Origin of the sequence: Sphingomonas hylomeconis, from assembly GCF_025370105.1 — a bacterium.
Lineage (GTDB): Bacteria > Pseudomonadota > Alphaproteobacteria > Sphingomonadales > Sphingomonadaceae > Sphingomonas > Sphingomonas hylomeconis.
On sequence record NZ_JANQBK010000018.1, the window covers coordinates 1 to 19,123 of the forward strand.

The following is a 19,123-nucleotide window of genomic DNA, read 5'->3' on the forward strand; positions in this document are numbered from 1 at the left end:
TTTGGCATGTTCGCTGAGCGTTTCCGACATGCCGACCGCGACGCCGGCCTGGCCCGAGGCGCGGGTGGCGATCTCGCGGGCCGCCTCGACCTCGATGCGCGCATCCTCGATCGCGCGGATCAGGCCGGCGGCGGTCTGTGCCGCCTCGCGCATCGCGACCGCCGATTGCTCGGCGGCGGCGGCGACTTCGCTCGTCTTGCCGAGCATCCCGCGCGCGGAATTCGAGGTGCGCGACGATTGGCCGCGCAGCACCGCGCTCTCCTGCGTCGCATCCTCGACCATTGTGGCGATGCCGTCGCGGAAATCGCTCGCCAGCTGGTCGCGCTCGCACCGCGCCGCATGCTGGCGGAACGCGCTGTAGATCTCCATCGTGATGTCGCTTTCCAGCCCGCTCAGCCGCAGCACGGTATCGATGAAGCTGGGCAACCGCGGATCGCCCGGCGGCACTTCCTTGAGCAGCACCGTCATCGCCGCACGGTCGCTGGCGCAGGTCATCGACAGCAAGGCCATGGTCGAGACGCCGGCGGCATAGCCCGAGGCGACCGAGCGCTCCATCGATTCGACCCAGGCGCGCCCGCTGACGTCGCAGAAGCGGTTGCGCAGATAGGTGATGCCGAGTTCGACCATCTTGGTTTCGTGGTGCGGCTGCCAGTCCGGCTCGCCGGGATTGGACAGGCGCCATTGATTCCAGAAGGCACGGGCCAGATCGGCGGCATGCGGCTCGAGGATCGCCCAGACGGCGCGGCCGCCGGTTTCGAGCGTACGATCGCCATCGAAGGCGCGCAGCCGCGCCTGCATGTCGATCGTCGCGGCGATCGTTCCGGGGACGGGCATTTGCGTATGGGGCAAGGAGGGACTCCAGTATGCGGCTAACCGGCTTCTGGCCTGTTCGGCGCCCTGCATAGCCGCGACAAGGTTAAGAGGGGGTTAGGGGCGACATGCGCGCAGCGCTTGCATAGACGCGCGCGCCGACTAATACGGCCCGCAACGCCCGCATCCGGGCCCGCGTAAGGACCTGCCCCTTTGGCCAGCAAAGCACCCAACCGTCCGCTCAGCCCGCATCTGATGCACGTGCGCTGGCCGATCAACATGATGGTCTCGATCATTCACCGCGCCACCGGCAGCGGCATGGCGACCGTCGGCACCGCGCTCCTGGTGTGGTGGCTTGCGGCGCTGGCCGCGGGCAAGGAAAGCTACGCCTATTTCATGTCGTGGTTCACCGGCGATTGGGCGCCGCTCGGCTATGTCATCGGCGTCGGGCTGACGCTCTCGCTGTTCCAGCACATGGCCTCGGGCGTGCGCCATTTCGTGATGGATGTCGGCGCGAATTACGAACTCAAGGGCAACCGCACGACCGCCTGGCTGACCTTCGCCTTCTCGCTGACCGCGACGGTGCTGTTCTGGGCCTATGTGACGATGGGGAAGTAACGATGGGCAACGGCACCAATCTCGGCCGCGTCCGCGGCCTCGGCAGCGCCAATGAAGGCGCGCATCACTGGTGGCAGCAACGCGTGACTGCGGCGGCCAACCTGTTCCTGATGCTGTGGTTCCTGCTCGCGATCGCGCAGGCGCCGGGCTATGATTTCGACAGTATCCGGCTGTGGCTGTCCTCGGCCTGGGTGGCGATCCCGCTGCTGCTGCTCATCGCCTCAGTCTTCTACCATTTCCGACTCGGGCTGCAGGTGGTGATCGAGGATTACCAGCATGGTGAGAATCGCGTCGCGCTGATGCTGCTGCTCAACTTCTTCACCGTCGCGGCGGCTGGCGTCGCCATTTTCTCGATCCTCAAGATCGCGTTCACCGGGGTGCCCAAGTAATGGCCGAAGCGTATAAGATCATCGATCACGTCTATGACGCCGTCGTCGTCGGCGCGGGGGGCTCGGGCCTTCGCGCGGTGATGGAATGCGCGCAGAACGGGTTGAAGACGGCGTGCATCACCAAGGTGTTCCCGACCCGCTCGCACACCGTCGCGGCGCAGGGCGGCATCGCCGCCAGCCTCGGCAACAATTCGCCGGATCACTGGACCTGGCACATGTTCGATACCGTCAAGGGATCGGACTGGCTGGGCGACCAGGACGCGATCGAATATATGGTGCGCGAAGCGCCGGCCGCGGTCTACGAACTCGAACATGCCGGCGTGCCATTCAGCCGCAACCAGGACGGCACGATCTATCAGCGCCCGTTCGGCGGCCATATGCAGAATATGGGCGAAGGACCGCCGGTGCAGCGCACCGCCGCTGCGGCCGATCGTACCGGCCATGCCATGCTCCACGCGCTGTACCAGCAGAGCCTGAAGTATGACGCGGATTTCTACGTCGAATATTTCGCGCTCGACCTGATCATGGAAAACGGCGTGTGCAAGGGCGTGATCGCTCTGTGCATGGACGACGGCTCGATCCACCGCTTCCGCGCGCATAACGTGGTGCTGGCGACCGGCGGCTATGGCCGCACCTATTTCTCGGCGACCTCGGCGCATACCTGCACCGGTGACGGCAATGCCATGGTGCTGCGCGCAGGGCTCGCGCTGCAGGACATGGAATTCGTCCAGTTCCACCCGACCGGCATCTACGGCGCCGGCGTGCTGATCACCGAAGGCGCGCGTGGCGAGGGCGGCTATCTGACCAATTCCGAAGGCGAGCGCTTCATGGAGCGCTATGCCCCCTCGGCCAAGGATCTCGCCAGCCGCGACGTCGTGTCGCGCTCGATGGCGATGGAGATGCGCGAAGGCCGCGGCGTCGGCAAGAATGGCGACCATATCTGGCTGCATCTCGATCATATCGATCCCAAGGTGCTGCATGAGCGGCTGCCGGGCATCACCGAGACGGGCAAGATTTTCGCCGGCGTCGATCTCACGCGCCAGCCGCTGCCGGTGACGCCGACGGTGCATTATAACATGGGCGGCATCCCGACCAATTATCACGGCGAAGTCGTGCAGATGAAGGATGGCGATCCGGATTCGGTCGTGCCCGGCCTGTTCGCGGTCGGCGAGGCGGCGTGCGTCTCGGTGCACGGCGCTAATCGTCTCGGCTCCAATTCGCTGATCGATCTCGTGGTGTTCGGCCGCGCGACCGGCAAGCGCATCGCCGATATCCTCAAGCCCGGCACGGCGCACGATCCGGTGGTCAAGGCAGCGGACGAGTTCGCGCTCGGCCGGCTCGATCACTTCCGCAACGCCAAGGGCGGTTCGCCGACGGCGGAGATCCGGCTCGAGATGCAGCGCACGATGCAGAAGCATTGCGCGGTGTTCCGCGACAATGCGCTGCTCGCCGAAGGGCAGGCCAAGATCGCCGCGACCTATCAGAAGCTCGGCGATGTCGGGATCGTCGATCGCTCGCTGATCTGGAATACCGATCTGGTCGAGACGCTCGAGCTCGACAACCTGCTTGCGCAGGCGGTGGTGACGATGGAATCGGCGGCAAATCGCAAGGAATCGCGCGGCGCCCACGTCAACGAGGATTATCCCGATCGCGACGACGCCAACTGGATGAAGCATTCGACCGCGACGTTCGAAGGCTGGGGCGGCCAGGGCGGCAGCTCGACGCTGGGGCTGCGCCCGGTGCACGATTACACGCTCACCGATGACGTTGAGTATATCAAGCCGAAGAAGCGGGTCTATTGACCATGACGCCCGGAGAAAAACTTCTCTGGGATATGAAAGTCACGGCGGGTGCGCGTTTCAATGCCGCAACCCGGCTTTCCGCTAAAGATCGCTTTGGAAATGTTTCAATATCAATCTATTCATCTATTGTGGTCTCCACGTCGATAGTGGGATTGGCGTTTGATCTTGGCGCAACGTCAACAAAAATTATTGGCGTAGCGACTTTGATAGCTTCTATTGTGATACTTGTTTTATCAATGAAGCTATTCGCCGATCGTCATGCAGTAGATGCGGAGCAGATGCACCGATGCGCACTAGAAATTAATGAATTGAGACGTCATTACTTAGCTACCGGTTTTTCTGGGAGCAGTGATCTGGTCAGTGCGTCAGAGAAATACAATGCGCTTTTGCAGAAATTCAGTATAAACCACTCAGAGAGTGATTATTCGAAGTATAAGTATGCCCACAGGTGGGAGTTCGACGACCTCCGTGAACTCGACGACAAAAGCGCGCGCAAGCGCGAAATTTCCCAGACTAGGCCTTCGAATTCGTTGGAGAAAATAACCGCAGCCTTGGGCGGGGCGGGCCTTGCCGCAGCCATCGGGGGGCTTTTGGCGGCGATGCTCGGCTTGTAAATGCGGCCCCGCCGCGGCCATCGGTAAGCGCCGTCCCGACTTGAAGGCGGCGCACCACTCGCTATCCTAAGCGCGAGGAGAACGGGCATGGCCCAGTGGATAGTACGCGCCGATTATGATGCTGAGTCCAAGAGCTGGTACGTGTCCGATAGCGACGTGCCGGGGCTGTCAACCGGCGCAGATACGCTGGAGGCGCTTGCAGACAAGCTGCCGGGAATGATCACCGAGCTGCTTGCGCTCAACGCGGATCTATTCCTCGACAAGTCACGGCTTGCCGGCCCGCATAGTTTCCGGCTCACTGCTCACCACGAGGCATTGCATGCGATCTCTGCGTGATGGGCGAAGGATTTACGCGGTAGGTCAAATCGATCCTCAGTGAGCACGGCTGCACGCTGGTGCGGCAGGGCAAGGGCGATCACGAGCTGTGGCAGAGCCCAATTTCCGGCGCGCGGTTTGTGGTCGACGGCAATATCCCGTCGCGCCATCTGGCGAACGCGGTGCTGAAACAGGCCGGCATCAAGCACAAGATCGATTGAGGGCTCAGCGGACGTGTACGCTTGATCCCGCCGCTTCCCACTGATCTGCCAGCCATCTTACGTCGTTCGCGCTGGCTGTGATTGGCGCTCGATGCGCCGGTTATCCGTGACAGCGCTTGCACCGCGTCGAAGGCGATCCCATGCTTCGCCTTGTTGGCCACGCTCATGCTGAGGGGGCACTCGAACATGAGCGTGACGTCGTGCGAAACAGGTATAAAATCTACCCCCTCCTTGCCGCGCTCCTGATCGGGGCGGCCCCGGCGCCGGTCACCGCGCCGCCGCCCGCGCTGAACCTCGATCCGTTCTACACGCGCTATCTGGAGGCAGCCGGCATCCCGATCGTCTCCTCGGCCAGGGTGCCGGACGAAGCATTGCGCAGGGCGCAGGCGATCGTTGTGGCGATGCTCGCCCATCGGCCTGAACTCGCGCGGGCGCTGGTCGCGCGCGGGCAGCGCGTGGCGGTGATGGCGCCGGACGAGGGCACGGTCGATCTGCCCGAACAGCGCGACTGGAAAAAGCCGACGCGGGACGATCCCCGCCTGACGGTGTGCGAGGCGAAACATTATGAGGCGCGGATCGGGCGGCTCAGCGACCGCGACTACTGGAATGCGCGGGCGCGCGGCATGGGCGGCGTGCTGACGTCGGGCGCGACCGAGAATCTGCTCGGGTCGAGGAGTTCGCGCTATTATGGCGAGAATATCTTCGTGCACGAATTCTCGCACAGCATCCTGAACGCGATCGAGGCCGCGGATCCGAAGCTGTTCGCCCGGGTTCGGGCGGCTTACGATCACGCGCTCGGCAAAGGCATGTGGAAGGGCGAATATGCGGCGGTCAGCATCGACGAATATTGGGCCGAGGGCACGCAATTCTGGTTCAACACGAACAAGGTGACCACGTTCGACCGGCGGGTGATCCTGTCCGATCGGGATCTCCGCCGCTACGATCCGCGCCTGTACCGCGTGCTGGCGGCAACCTATGGCAAGGATCATCGCCTGGCGGCGGACGCCTTCTACATGTCGCCCGCGCGCGTGCCGCCGGGGCCGCTGCCCAAGTTCACCGCCGAGGTCTGCTGAAGCTCAGCCGCCGCGCACCTTGCTGAGCGTGGTGCCGGCGGTGATCGCCTCGACATCGGTCTTGAGGTGCAGCAGCCGCACGCCCTTCTCCGCCATCGCGCGCTCGAGCGCGGGGGCGAAGTCGGCAGTGGTCTCGACCGTGTCCGCCCAGCAGCCATAGGCGCGGGCGAGCGCGGCGAAATCGGGGTTGTGCAGCCGGGTGCCGGTGACGCGGCCGGGGAATTCGCGTTCCTGGTGCATGCGGATCGTGCCGTACCAGCCATTGTCGATCACCAGCACGAGCATGTCCGCGCCGTGCGCGACCGCGGTGGCGAGTTCCTGCCCGTTCATCAGGAAGCAGCCGTCGCCGGCCAGCGCGACGACCATGCTGTCGGGGTGGCGCAGCGCCGCGGCGGTGGCGGCGGGAACGCCATAGCCCATCGCGCCGGCAGTCGGCGCGAGCTGCGTGCCCGGGCCGGCATAGCGCCAGTAGCGATGCCACCAGCCGCTGTAATTGCCGGCGCCGTTACAGATGATCGAATCGGCCGGCAGCTTCTCGCGCATCGTCGCGACGCAGGGGCCGAGATCCAGCGTCAGATCGCGCGGGGCAGGGGTCGACCAGGCGAGATACTCGGCATGCGCGTCGTCGCCGGCGGCGATCGGCGGCTGCTCGGCACCCAGCATCTCCATCAGATTGGCGAAGCGCTCGACATCGGCGCAGATCGACAGATCGGCGCGGAACGTGCTGTTGAGCTCGGTCGGATCCGGGTGGACGTGGATCAGCGACTGGCCGGGGTGATCGGGCGTGACCAACGTATAGCCGTCAGTGGTCGCTTCGCCCAGCCGCGCGCCAAGCACGATCAGCAGATCGGCCTCGCGCACCCGCGCGGCAAGCTTCGGATTGGGGCCATAGCCGAGATTGCCGGCATAGACCGGGCAATCGTTGGCGACGGCATCCTGGCGGCGGAACGCGGCGACCAGGGGCACGCCCGATCCCGTGCCGAACGCCTCGACCGCGGCGGCGGTGTGGCCGCTCCAGCCGGCGCCGCCGATGATCGCCACCGGCCGCTTGGCCGCTTTGAGCATGTCATGGGCGGTGCTCGCCGCCTCGATCAGCGCATCCTGCTCGACGCGGGCGACGCGCGGGCGATCGATCGCCTCGACCACGTCCAGCAGCATGTCCTCGGGCAGCGCCAGCACGACCGGGCCGGGGCGACCGTTCATCGCGGTGGCATAAGCGCGCGCGATATATTCCGGGATGCGCGCGGCATCGTCGATCTTGGCGGCCCATTTGGCGATCGGCCCGAACATCGCCGGGAAATCGATCTCCTGGAATGCTTCGCGGTCCTTCGTGCCGCGATCGACATCGCCGATGAACAGGATCATCGGCTGCGAATCCTGCATCGCGACATGCACGCCGATCGAGGCGTTGGTCGCGCCCGGGCCGCGCGTGACGAAGGCGATGCCGGGCCGGCCGGTCAGCGCGCCATCGGCGCACGCCATGAAGCCCACGCCGCCTTCCTGCCGGCACACGACGAGATCGATCGCCGGCGTATCATGCAGCGCGTCGAGCACCGCGAGGAAGCTCTCGCCAGGCACGGTGAAGATGCGATCGCAGCCTTGCGCGACGAGTTGGTCGACCAGGATACGGCCGCCGGTGCGGGGAGTGTTCATGGCGCCGACATTAGCCGCGGCGGTGGGGCTTGGGTAGGGGCGGACGACTGTCGGAATGTCTTACAGATTGGCACGGTCGGATCCGGCGTTAACCACCGCATCGGCGGATTTCCGCGCCTCCGGCAAACTGGCACGAGGTCTGCTACGGTACAGGCAGCCGAGCGTCCCAGACGCTTCAGTAGGGCGGGTCTGCGTTGCTTTCCGTGTCGCGCAGACCCGCCCGCACCCGGCTTTCCCCCGATACCACGTCATCCTGAACGCGATTCAGGATCCATCGCGCAGCTAAGCTCTGCGGTAGAGGCGTGAGCGTTGCCCAGCCAGCCCAATGGATCCTGAAACAAGTTCAGGATCACGGTAGTGGAATGAGCGCGGCGCTTACGCCGCCGTCACGCCCTGTTCCTGGAACAGCTGCGCCAGTTCGCCGCTCTCGTACATTTCCATCATGATGTCCGATCCGCCGACGAATTCGCCCTTCACGTAGAGCTGCGGGATGGTCGGCCAGTCGGAGAATTCCTTGATCCCCTGGCGCACGCCCTGATCCTGCAACACGTCGACGCTGTCATATTTGACGTTGAGGTGATCGAGGATCGCGATCGCGCGGCTGCTGAAGCCGCACTGCGGGAAGAGCGGGCTGCCCTTCATGAACAGCAGGACATCGCTCTGGGCGACCAGGGCGGCGATGCGGGCTTGTGCCCCATCATTATTCGTGTCGGACATGATGAACTCCAATTACTCGGGAATGGCGGTGGTGAGCTGCAGCGCGTGGAGCACGCCGCCCATCCGCCCGCCCAAAGCGGCATAGACCGCCTGGTGCTGCTTGATCCGCGACACGCCGCGGAAGCTTTCCGCGGTCACGCGCGCGGCATAATGATCGCCGTCGCCGGCGAGATCAGTGATCTCCACCTGCGCGTCGGGAATGCCCCCGACGATCAACGCCTCGATTTCCGCCGCCGCCATCGCCATCGTCTTATTCCGACTGCATCAGCTGGCGACGCGCCTCGACGGTCTTCTCGTCGATCGCCAGGCGCACCGCGCCCTCGTCGATCTCGACGCTCGCGGCGGTCAGATCGCTGACCAGCTTGCGGATCACGTCCTCGTCGCCGGCTTCCTCGAAATCGGCCTGCACGACCGATTTGGCATAGGCGTCGGTCTCTTCCGCGGTGAGCTTCATCTGCTCGGCCGCCCATTGCCCGAGCAACCGGTTGCGGCGCGCGGTGACGCGGAACTGCATTTCCTCGTCGCGGGCATATTTCGTCTCGAACGCGCGCTCGCGGTCATCGAACATGGTCATGTGGCGTGGGTCCCTCGCGCGGCTGATCTCGATTGACGGAGATAGGGCGGGGGAGCCGGAGGCGCAACCTAAACGCCCCGGGCAAGCATTCCTCCCCGGCACGGGGAGGATCAGTCCGCCACCGTCACCACCAGCTTCCCGATCGCCGCTCTTGCCGCCATCTTGGCGATCGCCTTGCCGCCATCCTCGAACGCGAACGTCTCGGTCACGCGCGGAGCGATCTTGCCCTCGGCCCACAGGCGAAACAGGTGATCGATATGCGCGGCATTGGCCTGCGGATCGCGCGCGGCGAACGCGCCCCAGAACACGCCGCAGACGTCGCAGCTCTTCAGCAGTGTCAGGTTGAGCGGCAGCTTGGGGATGCCGGCGGGGAAGCCGACGACGAGATAGCGGCCCTCCCAGCCGATCGAGCGCAGCGCCGGCTCGGCATAGTCGCCGCCGACCGGATCGTAGATCACGTCATAGCCGGTCTTGCCGCCGGCCGCCTTGAACTGTTCGGCCAGCGCCTTGCTCTGGTCGCGGTCGAACGGCGCCCGGGCGTAGACGATCGTCTCGTCGGCGCCGGCGTCCCTGGCCACCGCCGCCTTCTCCTCGGACGAGACGGCGGCGACGACGCGCGCGCCGAACGCCTTGCCGAGTTCGATCGCCGCCAGGCCGACACCGCCGGCGGCGCCCAGCACAAGCAACGTCTGGCCCTCTTTCAGATGCCCGCGATCGAGCAGCGCGTGGATCGTCGTGCCATAGGTGAGGATCAGCGCCGCGCCCTCGGCGAAGCTGCGGCCCTCGGGCAGTGCATAGAGCTTGTCGGCGGGGGCGACGACCTTCTCGACCAGCCCGCCATGGCCCAACATGCCGATCACGCGGTCGCCGATCTGCCACTGTGTCACGCCCTCGCCCAGGCTTTCGACCAATCCGGCGATCTCGCCGCCCGGGGCGAACGGGCGCTGCGGCTTGAACTGATATTTGTCCTCGATGATCAGCACGTCGGGAAAGTTGATCGAACAGGCCTTGACCGCGATCACCACCTGGCCCGGGCCGGCCACGGGATCGGGCAGCTCATCCAGGACTAGAGTTTCAGGTCCGCCCGGCGCCGTCGACAAGAGTGCTCGCATGTGCCCGTTCTCCGCTCATGAACGGCCGGTGTTCTGTTACCCCGGCTTCGTATTTCGAAATCTGGGTATCTCTTGCCAGCGTAAGCCCGATCTCGTCCAGCCCTTCCATCAGGCACTGGCGGCGGAACGGGTCCATCGCGAAGGTGAAGCGGTCCTGGAACGGGGTGGTGACGGTCATCGTCTCGAGATCGACGGTGACGGTATCGGTCTTGGCGACTTCAACGAGGCGGTCGATCGCGTCCTGCGGCAGCACGACGGCGACGATGCCGTTCTTGAACGCATTGCCGGAGAAGATGTCCGAGAAGCTCGGCGCCAGCACCGCGGTGATGCCCATGTCGGCAAGCGCCCAGGCGGCGTGCTCACGGCTCGAGCCGCAACCGAAATTGTCGCCGGCGATCAGCACGGGGGCACCGGCATAGCGCGGATCATCGAAGATGTTGCCGGGATCGGCGCGCACCGTCTCGAACGCGCCTTTGCCCAGGCCGGTGCGGGTGATCGTCTTCAGCCAGTGCGCCGGGATGATCACATCGGTATCGACGTTCTTCGCGCCCCAGGGGTAAGCGCGGCCGGAAACCTGTTTGACCGGGTTCATGCGTGTTCGACCTTCAATGAGCTGCCCGTCAGCGGAGTGTCGCCGCCCTGGACGCGGTCTTCGCCGCCGCATTGGTGCGGGCGGACGCGGCGGTATAGGCGGCGATGCCGCTGATCAGCGTACCGGCGACGAGCATAATCAAGACGCGCTTCATACTTCAGTTCCCATCAAGTCGCGGACATCGCTCAACCGGCCGGTTACCGCGGCGGCGGCGGCCATTGCCGGCGAGACCAGGTGCGTACGTGCGCCCGGCCCCTGGCGGCCTACGAAATTGCGGTTCGAGGTGGAAGCGCAACGGAGACCGGGCGGTACTTTATCGGGGTTCATCGCCAGGCACATCGAGCAACCGGGCTCGCGCCATTCGAATCCGGCCGCCAGGAAGATGCGGTCGAGCCCCTCCGCCTCGGCCTGGCGCTTGACCAGGCCCGAGCCGGGCACGACCAGCGCGCGTACCCCCTGCGCGACGGTGCGGCCGTCGGCGACCGCGGCGGCGGCGCGCATATCCTCGATGCGGCTGTTGGTGCAGCTGCCGATGAACACGTAATCGACGCCGATATCCTGCATCGCGGTGCCGGCGGTCAGGCCCATATAGTCGAGCGACTTCTGCGCGGCGATGCGCTTGGCCGGGTCGGCGAAGCTCTGCGGATCGGGCACGCTGCCGGTGATCGACACGACGTCCTCCGGGCTGGTGCCCCAGGTCAGCGCCGGCGCGATCTCGGCGGCATCCAGCGTGACGACCTTGTCGTAGACCGCGCCGGGATCGCTCGGCAGCGTCTGCCAATAGGCGACGGCGGCATCCCAGTCCGCGCCCTTGGGGGCCATCGGGCGGTCCTTCAGATAGGCGAAGGTCTTCTCGTCCGGCGCGATCAGGCCGGACCGCGCGCCCGCCTCGATCGACATGTTGGCAATCGTCAGCCGGCCCTCGATGGAAAGTTCGCGGATCACCGAGCCGGTGAATTCGATGACATGGCCGGTGCCGCCGGCCGCGCCGATCTTGCCGATGATGCTGAGGATCACGTCCTTGGCCGAGACGCCGAAGCCGAGCGTGCCGTCGACGCGGATTTCCATCGTTTTGGCAGGGGTGAGCAGCAGGGTCTGCGTGGCCAGCACATGCTCGACTTCGGATGTGCCGATGCCGAATGCCAGCGCGCCCAACGCGCCGTGCGCCGAGGTGTGGCTGTCGCCGCAGACCAGCGTCGTGCCGGGCAGCGTAAAGCCCTGTTCCGGGCCGACGACATGGACGATGCCCTGCGCCGCGGCGGTGGCATCGATATAGTCGATGCCGAATTCGGTGGTGTTGCGGCGCAGCGCATCGAGCTGCGCGGCGCTTTCCCTGTCGGCGATCGGCAGCTCGCGCCCGGCGGCATCGACCCGCGGGCTGGTCGGCAGGTTGTGATCGGGCACGGCAAGCGTCAGATCGGGCCGGCGCACCCGGCGGCCGGCGACGCGCAGCCCCTCGAACGCTTGCGGGCTGGTCACTTCGTGGACGAGGTGACGATCGATATAGATCAGGCACGTGCCATCGTCGCGACGCTCGACGACATGGGCCGCCCAGATCTTTTCGTACAGGGTTTGGGGTCTATCAGCCATGATAGTTGCGCGCTTTACGCTTATTGGGGGGGAGGGCAAGGGTGGCGATCAAGCATCGCCGGTGTCTGCCAAGGCTGAGCCGATATTCTCCCCGTCACCCCGGGCTCGACCCGGGGTCCCGCTTTTCGCGGTCCGAGATGCAGCGGGACCCCGGCTCAGGGCCGGGGTTACACAGGGGGCTCCTTAGGCGAGGTATAGCCCGGATCATGCGCCGCCGGCGGCGGGCGGTCGTCGCGCAGCGCGGCGAGCACGTCGGCAAAGCCGGTCGCGCAGCGGAAACCGAGCACGCGCTCGGCCAGCGACGCATCGTAGACGCGGTCGATGCTGGCGGGGAGCGTCCAGCCCGCCCGGTCGTATAGCGCGGCGGCATCGGGGAAGTGCCGGGCGATCACCGCGCGGGCGTCGCGCTTCAGTTCGCCGGCATCGCTGCGCGCGAACGGCGTGGCGGCGGAGACGATGAAGGTACCGAAGCCGATCGCCGGTGCACGATCGAGCGCGACGAGGTGCGCGTCGGCGGCATCCTGCACCGTCAGGCGGCGGTGAAGCAGTTCGTTGGCCTTCATGTTCTCGCCCGACAACTCGGCATGCGTGTCGTCCTCCTCGGGGAAGAAGCGGGCGGTGCGCAGGATGACTGTCGGCAGGCCGTGCTCGGCATGGATCAGGCGGCACAGATGCTCGGCGGCGAGCTTGGTCACGCCGTAGATGTTGCGCGGCTCGAGCGGGGCGAGCGTCTCGTCTATCCACGCCGCCTCGTCGCCACGGCCCTCGCGGATCGCGCTGGAGATCATCAGCGAGGTGGTCGAGGTGAAGACGAACCGGCTGACTTTGTGCGCGACCGCCGCCTCGAGCAGGTTGAGCGTGCCGCTGCTGTTGACGTCGATGAACGCCTGGCGCGGATAGCGCACGATATCCGGCTTGTGCAGCGCGCCGGCGTGGATCACCGCCTCGATCCCGCACGCGCCGAACAGGCGGTCGATCAGCGCGCGATCGGCGACGCTGCCGATCACGTCGGTGTCCGCCCCCGGCGCGACGTCCAGCCCGGTCACCTGATGCCCCGCGGCGCGCAGCCGGGGGGCGAGGAAGCGACCCAGCCAGCCGCTCGCGCCGGTCAGCAGGACGCGCATCAGCCGGCGCGGTGATCCGCGGTGATCGTGCCGGCCTCGGCGAGCTCGGCCTCATGGCTTTCCTCGCGCCACGCTTCGGTCAGCGCCGTCGCCTGCCAGTCGCGCATCGCCGGGTGATCCAGCATCCGCTCGACCCAGGCCCGGCCGGCGCTGCCCACGTCGAGCCCGTACGTTCGCACGCGGAACGCCACCGGCGCATAGAAAGCGTCGACCGCGGTGAAATCGGGCCCGGCAAGCCACGGGCCGCCGAAGCGATCGAGCCCCTCGGCCCATAATTCAGCCAGCCGCGCGACGTTGCGCTCGAGCGCGGGGAAGGCGGGGCGGGGCTGGACGCGCACGCCGACGTTCATCGTGCAGTCGTTGCGCAGTGCGGCGAACCCGCCATGCATCTCGCACGTGGCGGACATCGCCCAGGCGCGGGCGGCTTCGTCCGCCGGCCAGACGCCGGGGAAACGCTCGGCGAGATACAGGACGATGCCGAGCGAATCCCAGATCGTGCGCTCGCCGTCGATCAGCACCGGCACCTGCCCGGTGGGGGAGAAGGCGCGGAAGGCGTCGTAATTGTCCGGCGCGGCGAACGGCTCGATGCGCTCGTCGAACGGAATGTCGAGCGCCCTCATCAGCACCCAGGGGCGCAGCGACCAGCTGCTGTAGTTGCGGTTGGCGGTGATCAGCGTGAGCGTCATCGGTTCCCTCTCCCCAACCGTCATCCCGGGCTTGATCCGGGATCCATGGTGCCGCGGGTGCAGCGCCCGATTACGCTTCCCGTCCCCAGCCGCCCGTTGGATCCCGGATCAAGTCCGGGATGACGGCGCGTAAGGGGAACATCAGCTCACATAATGGCCCGTCGTCTTGGCCGCGACATCCTCGGGCGTCACGCCGGGCGCGCATTCGATCAGTTTGAACGGGCTGTCATGATCCGGCCGCGCCAGCACGCACAATTCTGTGATCACCATGTCGACCACGTTCTTCCCGGTCAGCGGCAGCGTGCACTCGGGGATGAATTTGGGATCGCCGGCCTTGGAATTGTGCTCCATCACGACGATGATCTTCTTGACGCCGGCGACGAGATCCATCGCCCCGCCCATGCCCTTGATCATCTTGCCCGGGATCATCCAGTTGGCGATGTCGCCTTTCTCGCTGACCTCCATCGCGCCCAATACGGTCAGGTCGATATGCCCGCCGCGGATCATCGCGAAGCTCTGGTCGGAGCCGAAATAGGAGGATTGCGGCAGCTCGCTGATCGTCTGCTTGCCGGCATTGATCAGATCGGCATCCTCCTCGCCCTCGTAGGGGAAGGGCCCGATGCCGAGCATGCCGTTTTCCGATTGCAGCGTCACTTCGACGCCGGGCGGGATATGGTTGGCGACGAGCGTCGGGATGCCGATGCCGAGATTGACGTAGAAGCCGTCCTGCAATTCCTGCGCGGCGCGCGCGGCCATTTCGTCACGGGTCCAGGGCATGTTATTTCTCCGGCAGGGGCGGGGCCCAGCGTTTGTCGAGCGGGAAGACGTCGTCCAGGCTGCCCTTGAGGCCGCTGCCATAGACCGGGTTGGGCAGGACGAACCAGCCATTGCCCCATTTGGCCGCGATCGCAGGCGCAAGCGTCGCGGCGCGGCGTGCCGGCGGCGTGAGCCCGGCGTTGAACAGGTCGCTGAAATCGCCGAGCTGGTCGCCGCCCAGTGCGATCACGCAATATCTGGCGGCGATCGTCGCGCGGCGGCCATCCTTCTTGCTGCCGCTGGCATCGTCGCCGGACAGGAACAGCGTCTCGCCATGCACCGCCGGGCCGAGCCCGGCGCCGGCGATCGCCGCGGCGGTGGCGTCGGCATTGGCGGCGGAACGGTTGGTGTTGAACACGACGGTGACGCCCATCGCGCGCAAGTCGGTCAGCGCTTGCGCGGCGCCCGGCACGGCGGCGACCTGCGCGGTGCCGGTACGTTCCCAGCTTTGCCAGCGCGCCTCGTCATAGGGGGCGGGGTGCGCGGCATCATTGGCCTCGAAGCCGAGGTTGAGCAGCACCGTCTCATCGACGTCGAACACCGCGGCCTTGGGCTTGCTGCCGCACGGCGTCCAGGCCGGGGCGGCCAGCGTCGCGCCGGGGGCGAGCACGGCGCTCGTGGCCGGCGTCGCGCGGACCTGCGTCGCGGCATAGGCGACGAGATTGCGCCACGCCTGGACCGAGAGCGCGGCGGCTTCGCCCGAGCCGTAGAGATATTGCATGCCGGGGGGGACGGTGGGGGCCGGCGGCGGGGGCGGTACGAACGAGTTCCACTGCGGCGCGCATCCGGCCAACGCCAGTGCTCCTGCGAAAGCAGGAGCCCAGAGCCGCACGTGCGACGCCCGGTACCCTGGGCTCCTGCCTGCGCAGGAGCACGGGTCGGCACGCAAGCTCACGCCGCCGCCCGCTCGCGCACGGTGCGGAATTCGATCTTCTTGTCGTACGGGCTGCCCAGGATCAGCCGCTGCACATAGACGCCGGGCAGGTGGATACAGTCCGGATCGAGCGACCCCACCGGCACGATCTCCTCGACCTCTGCGACGCACACCTTGCCGGCGGTCGCCATCGGCGCGTTGAAATTGCGTGCGGTCTTGCGGAAGATCAAATTGCCGCTCTCGTCCGCCTTCCAGCCCTTGATGATCGCGAGATCGGCGCGAATGCCGCGTTCGAGGATATATTCCTCGCCGTCGAACATCTTCGCTTCCTTGCCCTCGGCGACGAGCGTGCCGACGCCGGTCTTGGTGTAGAAGCCGGGAATGCCCGCACCGCCAGCGCGGCAGCGCTCGGCCAGCGTGCCCTGCGGGCAGAATTCGACCTCGAGCTCGCCGCTCAGATATTGCCGCTCGAATTCCTTGTTCTCGCCGACATAGGAGGAGATCATCTTCTTCACCTGGCGTGCGCGGAGCAATTTGCCGAGGCCCTGGCCGTCGATCCCGGCATTGTTGCTGGCGATCGTCAGGTCCCGGGTGCCGGCGGCCTGCAGCGCATCGATCAGCCGCTCGGGAATGCCGCTCAGGCCAAAGCCGCCGGCGCAGATCGTCATGCCGTCGAACAGGAGACCGTCGAGCGCCGCGGCGGCATCGGGAAAGATCTTCTTCATGGCGCTGTTCCTCCGGTGGTGGCGAGCGAATAGGCGGGCGGCGGGGTTTGGGTCAATCGCCTCCCTGCTGCGCCCGGTTTCATGGCCGTTTACCGCCGTCATCCTGAACTCGTTTCAGGATCCATCGGGCGGCTCAGTTCAGGACCAGAGGCGCGGGCGTTGTCCTGCCGGCAGAATGGATCCTGAAACGAGTTCAGGATGACGGGGGTGGGGCGGGTGCGCCGCCAGCCTTAATAGGCCAGTCGCAATCCGGCGCGCGGCCAGCGCGTCCTGACCAGCCGGCCGGTGCCGGACAGCGTGATATACGCGTCCCGCATGTCCGCGCCGCCCCAGCAGATATTGGTGGTGAACGGATCGTCGGTGGCAACGAACTCGACCAGATCGCCGGCCGGCGAGATCACCGAGATGCCGCTCTCGCCGATCGTCGCGACGCAGATATTGCCGCTTTCCTCGATGCCCAGCGAATCGAAGAACTTATAGCCCGCCGGGCGATATAACGGGGTGCCCGCGCCGCCCAGGCCGGCGGTCTGATCGACCTTGCCCGGCGCGGTGACGCGGAACGCCATCAGCCGGCAGGTATAGGTTTCCGCCGCGTACAGGGTGCCGCCGTCGGGTGACAGGCCGATGCCGTTGGGGTTCTCGCTCGGGAAGATCACTTCCTCGAGCCGCGAGCCATCGGCCCTGGCATAGAAGATGCCGGTCACGTCGCGCTCCCTCGGGCGGGTCTTGCCGTGATCGGTGAACCAGAAGCCGCCATGCGCGTCGAACACGATGTCGTTGGGGCCGCGCAGCGTGCAGCCGAAATCGCCGCTCTTGTAGAGGATCTCGACCGCGCCGGTATCCAGATCGATGCGCTCGATCCGCCCGCCGGAATAATCGTCGGGCTGGCCGCCGGGGATCAGCAGGCCGTGATGGTCGTGATAGTGGAAGCCGCCATTGTTGCAGCAATAGAGCTTGCCGTCCGGACCGATCGCCAGCCCGTTGGGGCCGCCGCCGGGTTCAGCGACGGTGCGTGTGGTGCCGTCGGGCAGGACGCGCGTGATGCGGCCCGCCTCGATCTCGACCAGAAGGATGCTGCCGTCCGGCATCGCCACCGGGCCTTCGGGGAAGCGCAGGCCGCTGGCGATAGTGGTGAAGTCTGTCACGTGCCTCTCCTGTTTTTGAGGAGCGTACACGGCGTTCAGGAACGCTCAAGCCCATAGCGGTGCCGCCAACCCGGCGCAGGCCGGGGGAGGCGGCGAGACGGATGCCCAGCAAGGCTATTGACTACATCCGTAATCGAGACGATTACATGCGTAGTCATCAGCGGAGCGACTCGATATGGCCGAACGGATCAGCGACGCGGAGCATGCCGTGATGGAAGTGCTGTGGGACGAGAGCCCGCTGTCCGCGCAGGATGTCGGCGAGCGTATCCCGGCAGGGCGTGACTGGAGCGCGAACACGGTGAAGACGCTGCTCGGCCGGCTGCTCGCCAAGAATATCATCGGCCATCAGGAGGAGGGGCGGCGCTATCTGTATCGCCCGCTGGTCGAACGCGGCGATTATGTCGCGGGCGAATCGAAGAAGCTGATGGACCGGCTGTTCGGCGGCAAGCTGACCCCGCTGGTCGCGCATCTGGCCGAGCGCGACGAGCTCACCGATAGCGACATCGCCGAGATCGAGGCGTTGCTCAAGGCGCTCAAGTCGTGATCGGCTGGGGCATCGAGACGCTGGTCGCCACCACGCTGCTGATGCTGCTGGTGCTGGCGATCCGCAAACCCGTCCGCCAGGCATTCGGCCCGCACATCGCCTATGCCTTGTGGTCGATGCCGGTGATCCGGTTGTTCCTGCCGTCGCTGCCCGGCGATTGGGGCATCAGCCGGCTGATCGCGCCGCTGACGGAGAAGGCACAGGCGGCGCCGGGCATGGTGATGGGCGTGCTCAACCCCGCCGCATTGCCCGCCGATCTCGATCCCGCGATCGTCACCCGGGTCGATCTGACCGTCGCCGGCCATCACGCCGCGGCAGCACTGGTGCCACCGACCCAGGCCGCGGGCGAGCCCAACCTGCTCGTGCTGCTGCTCGCGCTGTGGGCGATCGGCGCGCTGGCCTTTCTCTTCTATCACCTGATCGCGCACCGCCGTTTCTGCCGGCATCTGCTCGCCCGCGCGCGGGTCGACCGCACGGTTGCCGGCGGCCGCGTGCGGGTGATCGAAACCGATGCCGCGCACGGCCCGCTCGCCTTCGGCATCTGGCGCAAATATGTCGCCTTTCCGCGCGACTTCACCGAACGGTATGACGAGATCGAGCGCGATCTCGCGCTCGCGCACGAGCTTGGCCACCATCTGCGCGGCGATCTGATCGCCAATTGGGCGGCGCTCTTCGTGCTCGCGATCCACTGGTTCAATCCGATCGCCTGGCGCGCCTTCCGCGCGTTCCGCGCCGATCAGGAAATGGCCTGCGACGCGCTGGTGCTCGCCGGCCGCGCCCAGGCGCTGCGCCATGCCTATGGCCGGGCGATCGTCAAATCCGCGCATGGCGGCGCCGTGTCCGCCGCCTGCCATCTGCACACGATCAACGATCTGAAAGGGAGACTGAGGATGCTGACCACCGACAAGACCAGCCGCACCCGCCTGATGGGCGGCGCGGCCGCCGTCACCGCACTGACGATCGTGGGGCTCGGGCTGACCGCCTCCGGCACGCGGGCGGCGGACAGTGTGCGCCAGCGCGTCGCGCAGTCGACCGGCGTCAATCTGGCGGCGCTCAATGTCGTGCCGCCGGCACCGCCCGCGCCGATCGCCGCCCCGGCCGGCGCGGCGCAGGCCGCCGTGCCCGCGCC

At 66.5% G+C, this 19,123-nt stretch carries 23 protein-coding genes and 1 pseudogene; 9 read left to right on the forward strand and 15 right to left on the reverse strand.

Features of this window, described 5'->3' with window-relative positions; genetic code table 11:
* Positions 1–834: pseudogene (locus NV401_RS17305) on the reverse strand (methyl-accepting chemotaxis protein); the annotation flags it as partial.
* 189 nt (positions 835–1,023) lie between these two features.
* Between NV401_RS17305 and sdhC the strand changes: the two are divergent.
* From sdhC to NV401_RS17340, 7 genes are all read left to right on the forward strand, one after another.
* Positions 1,024–1,428 carry a succinate dehydrogenase, cytochrome b556 subunit gene (gene sdhC, locus NV401_RS17310; RefSeq protein WP_261295708.1) on the forward strand — a complete coding sequence of 135 codons (405 nt, stop codon included), beginning with the start codon at positions 1,024–1,026 and terminating at the stop codon, positions 1,426–1,428.
* Positions 1,429–1,430: 2 nt separating this feature from the next.
* Entirely contained in the window at positions 1,431–1,817 is a 387-nt protein-coding gene (gene sdhD, locus NV401_RS17315; protein ID WP_261295709.1) for a succinate dehydrogenase, hydrophobic membrane anchor protein, read from the forward strand.
* Complete coding sequence (sdhA, locus tag NV401_RS17320; RefSeq protein ID WP_261295710.1) at positions 1,817–3,619, forward strand: succinate dehydrogenase flavoprotein subunit; 1,803 nt, start codon at positions 1,817–1,819, stop codon at positions 3,617–3,619. Before sdhD ends, sdhA begins: the two co-directional genes overlap by 1 nt.
* A gap of 2 nt (positions 3,620–3,621) precedes the next feature.
* The gene (locus NV401_RS17325) at positions 3,622–4,233 is read left to right on the forward strand and encodes an SLATT domain-containing protein (RefSeq protein ID WP_261295729.1); all 612 of its coding nucleotides are present in this window, start codon (positions 3,622–3,624) and stop codon (positions 4,231–4,233) included.
* An 87-nt stretch (positions 4,234–4,320) separates the two neighbouring features.
* Positions 4,321–4,569: a DUF1902 domain-containing protein gene (locus tag NV401_RS17330; RefSeq protein ID WP_261295711.1), complete on the forward strand. Its 249-nt coding sequence runs from the start codon at positions 4,321–4,323 to the stop codon at positions 4,567–4,569.
* A gap of 32 nt (positions 4,570–4,601) precedes the next feature.
* Complete coding sequence (locus NV401_RS17335) at positions 4,602–4,769, forward strand: type II toxin-antitoxin system HicA family toxin (RefSeq protein WP_261295730.1); 168 nt, start codon at positions 4,602–4,604, stop codon at positions 4,767–4,769.
* A 200-nt stretch (positions 4,770–4,969) separates the two neighbouring features.
* The gene (locus NV401_RS17340) at positions 4,970–5,842 is read left to right on the forward strand and encodes a glycoside hydrolase (protein WP_261295712.1); all 873 of its coding nucleotides are present in this window, start codon (positions 4,970–4,972) and stop codon (positions 5,840–5,842) included.
* Between the two features lie 3 nt (positions 5,843–5,845).
* Here NV401_RS17340 and NV401_RS17345 read toward each other — a convergent pair whose 3' ends face one another.
* From NV401_RS17345 to NV401_RS17410, 14 genes are all read right to left on the reverse strand, one after another.
* The gene (locus tag NV401_RS17345; protein WP_261295713.1) at positions 5,846–7,495 is read right to left on the reverse strand and encodes a thiamine pyrophosphate-binding protein; all 1,650 of its coding nucleotides are present in this window, start codon (positions 7,493–7,495) and stop codon (positions 5,846–5,848) included.
* 375 nt (positions 7,496–7,870) lie between these two features.
* Positions 7,871–8,212 carry a Grx4 family monothiol glutaredoxin gene (gene grxD, locus NV401_RS17350; RefSeq protein WP_261295714.1) on the reverse strand — a complete coding sequence of 114 codons (342 nt, stop codon included), beginning with the start codon at positions 8,210–8,212 and terminating at the stop codon, positions 7,871–7,873.
* A gap of 12 nt (positions 8,213–8,224) precedes the next feature.
* Positions 8,225–8,458: a BolA/IbaG family iron-sulfur metabolism protein gene (locus NV401_RS17355; protein ID WP_261295715.1), complete on the reverse strand. Its 234-nt coding sequence runs from the start codon at positions 8,456–8,458 to the stop codon at positions 8,225–8,227.
* A gap of 4 nt (positions 8,459–8,462) precedes the next feature.
* Complete coding sequence (locus tag NV401_RS17360) at positions 8,463–8,786, reverse strand: DUF1476 domain-containing protein (RefSeq protein WP_261295716.1); 324 nt, start codon at positions 8,784–8,786, stop codon at positions 8,463–8,465.
* Between the two features lie 110 nt (positions 8,787–8,896).
* Entirely contained in the window at positions 8,897–9,898 is a 1,002-nt protein-coding gene (locus NV401_RS17365; protein WP_261295717.1) for an NADPH:quinone oxidoreductase family protein, read from the reverse strand.
* The gene (gene leuD / locus NV401_RS17370; RefSeq protein ID WP_261295718.1) at positions 9,861–10,490 is read right to left on the reverse strand and encodes a 3-isopropylmalate dehydratase small subunit; all 630 of its coding nucleotides are present in this window, start codon (positions 10,488–10,490) and stop codon (positions 9,861–9,863) included. Before leuD ends, NV401_RS17365 begins: the two co-directional genes overlap by 38 nt.
* Positions 10,491–10,518: 28 nt before the next feature.
* Positions 10,519–10,644: a hypothetical protein gene (locus tag NV401_RS17375; protein ID WP_261295719.1), complete on the reverse strand. Its 126-nt coding sequence runs from the start codon at positions 10,642–10,644 to the stop codon at positions 10,519–10,521.
* The gene (leuC, locus tag NV401_RS17380; RefSeq protein WP_261295720.1) at positions 10,641–12,080 is read right to left on the reverse strand and encodes a 3-isopropylmalate dehydratase large subunit; all 1,440 of its coding nucleotides are present in this window, start codon (positions 12,078–12,080) and stop codon (positions 10,641–10,643) included. The genes NV401_RS17375 and leuC overlap by 4 nt, the downstream gene beginning before the upstream one ends.
* Positions 12,081–12,247: 167 nt before the next feature.
* Positions 12,248–13,204 carry an NAD-dependent epimerase/dehydratase family protein gene (locus tag NV401_RS17385; protein WP_261295721.1) on the reverse strand — a complete coding sequence of 319 codons (957 nt, stop codon included), beginning with the start codon at positions 13,202–13,204 and terminating at the stop codon, positions 12,248–12,250.
* On the reverse strand, positions 13,204–13,890 hold the full coding sequence (locus tag NV401_RS17390; protein ID WP_261295722.1) for a glutathione S-transferase family protein: 687 nt from the start codon (positions 13,888–13,890) through the stop codon (positions 13,204–13,206). Before NV401_RS17390 ends, NV401_RS17385 begins: the two co-directional genes overlap by 1 nt.
* Positions 13,891–14,031: 141 nt before the next feature.
* Complete coding sequence (locus NV401_RS17395) at positions 14,032–14,667, reverse strand: CoA transferase subunit B (protein WP_261295723.1); 636 nt, start codon at positions 14,665–14,667, stop codon at positions 14,032–14,034.
* 1 nt (position 14,668) lies between these two features.
* Positions 14,669–15,427 carry an HAD family acid phosphatase gene (locus NV401_RS17400; protein WP_261295724.1) on the reverse strand — a complete coding sequence of 253 codons (759 nt, stop codon included), beginning with the start codon at positions 15,425–15,427 and terminating at the stop codon, positions 14,669–14,671.
* Between the two features lie 170 nt (positions 15,428–15,597).
* Positions 15,598–16,305, reverse strand: coding sequence for a CoA transferase subunit A (locus NV401_RS17405; RefSeq protein ID WP_261295725.1), 708 nt, complete (start codon positions 16,303–16,305; stop codon positions 15,598–15,600).
* Positions 16,306–16,535: 230 nt separating this feature from the next.
* Positions 16,536–17,450: an SMP-30/gluconolactonase/LRE family protein gene (locus tag NV401_RS17410; protein ID WP_261295726.1), complete on the reverse strand. Its 915-nt coding sequence runs from the start codon at positions 17,448–17,450 to the stop codon at positions 16,536–16,538.
* Positions 17,451–17,625: 175 nt separating this feature from the next.
* On the opposite strand from NV401_RS17410, the gene NV401_RS17415 reads away from it, so the two are divergent.
* Both NV401_RS17415 and NV401_RS17420 read left to right on the forward strand, forming a co-directional pair.
* On the forward strand, positions 17,626–17,994 hold the full coding sequence (locus NV401_RS17415; protein WP_261295727.1) for a BlaI/MecI/CopY family transcriptional regulator: 369 nt from the start codon (positions 17,626–17,628) through the stop codon (positions 17,992–17,994).
* The coding region (locus NV401_RS17420; protein ID WP_261295728.1) for a M56 family metallopeptidase at positions 17,991–19,123 on the forward strand (1,133 nt) is incomplete at its 3' end. The genes NV401_RS17415 and NV401_RS17420, both read left to right, overlap by 4 nt.

Bases quoted from the DNA above. Each gene is read 5' to 3' on its own strand.
- sdhD (WP_261295709.1), top strand. From the start codon at position 1,431: ATGGGCAACGGCACCAATCTCGGCCGCGTCCGCGGCCTCGGCAGCGCC.
- sdhA (WP_261295710.1), top strand. From the start codon at position 1,817: ATGGCCGAAGCGTATAAGATCATCGATCACGTCTATGACGCCGTCGTC.
- NV401_RS17325 (WP_261295729.1), top strand. From the start codon at position 3,622: ATGACGCCCGGAGAAAAACTTCTCTGGGATATGAAAGTCACGGCGGGT.
- NV401_RS17330 (WP_261295711.1), top strand. From the start codon at position 4,321: ATGGCCCAGTGGATAGTACGCGCCGATTATGATGCTGAGTCCAAGAGC.
- NV401_RS17345 (WP_261295713.1), bottom strand. From the start codon at position 7,495: ATGAACACTCCCCGCACCGGCGGCCGTATCCTGGTCGACCAACTCGTC.
- grxD (WP_261295714.1), bottom strand. From the start codon at position 8,212: ATGTCCGACACGAATAATGATGGGGCACAAGCCCGCATCGCCGCCCTG.
- NV401_RS17355 (WP_261295715.1), bottom strand. From the start codon at position 8,458: ATGGCGATGGCGGCGGCGGAAATCGAGGCGTTGATCGTCGGGGGCATT.
- NV401_RS17360 (WP_261295716.1), bottom strand. From the start codon at position 8,786: ATGACCATGTTCGATGACCGCGAGCGCGCGTTCGAGACGAAATATGCC.
- NV401_RS17365 (WP_261295717.1), bottom strand. From the start codon at position 9,898: ATGCGAGCACTCTTGTCGACGGCGCCGGGCGGACCTGAAACTCTAGTC.
- leuD (WP_261295718.1), bottom strand. From the start codon at position 10,490: ATGAACCCGGTCAAACAGGTTTCCGGCCGCGCTTACCCCTGGGGCGCG.
- NV401_RS17375 (WP_261295719.1), bottom strand. From the start codon at position 10,644: ATGAAGCGCGTCTTGATTATGCTCGTCGCCGGTACGCTGATCAGCGGC.
- leuC (WP_261295720.1), bottom strand. From the start codon at position 12,080: ATGGCTGATAGACCCCAAACCCTGTACGAAAAGATCTGGGCGGCCCAT.
- NV401_RS17385 (WP_261295721.1), bottom strand. From the start codon at position 13,204: ATGCGCGTCCTGCTGACCGGCGCGAGCGGCTGGCTGGGTCGCTTCCTC.
- NV401_RS17390 (WP_261295722.1), bottom strand. From the start codon at position 13,890: ATGACGCTCACGCTGATCACCGCCAACCGCAACTACAGCAGCTGGTCG.
- NV401_RS17395 (WP_261295723.1), bottom strand. From the start codon at position 14,667: ATGCCCTGGACCCGTGACGAAATGGCCGCGCGCGCCGCGCAGGAATTG.
- NV401_RS17400 (WP_261295724.1), bottom strand. From the start codon at position 15,427: ATGCAATATCTCTACGGCTCGGGCGAAGCCGCCGCGCTCTCGGTCCAG.
- NV401_RS17405 (WP_261295725.1), bottom strand. From the start codon at position 16,305: ATGAAGAAGATCTTTCCCGATGCCGCCGCGGCGCTCGACGGTCTCCTG.
- NV401_RS17415 (WP_261295727.1), top strand. From the start codon at position 17,626: ATGGCCGAACGGATCAGCGACGCGGAGCATGCCGTGATGGAAGTGCTG.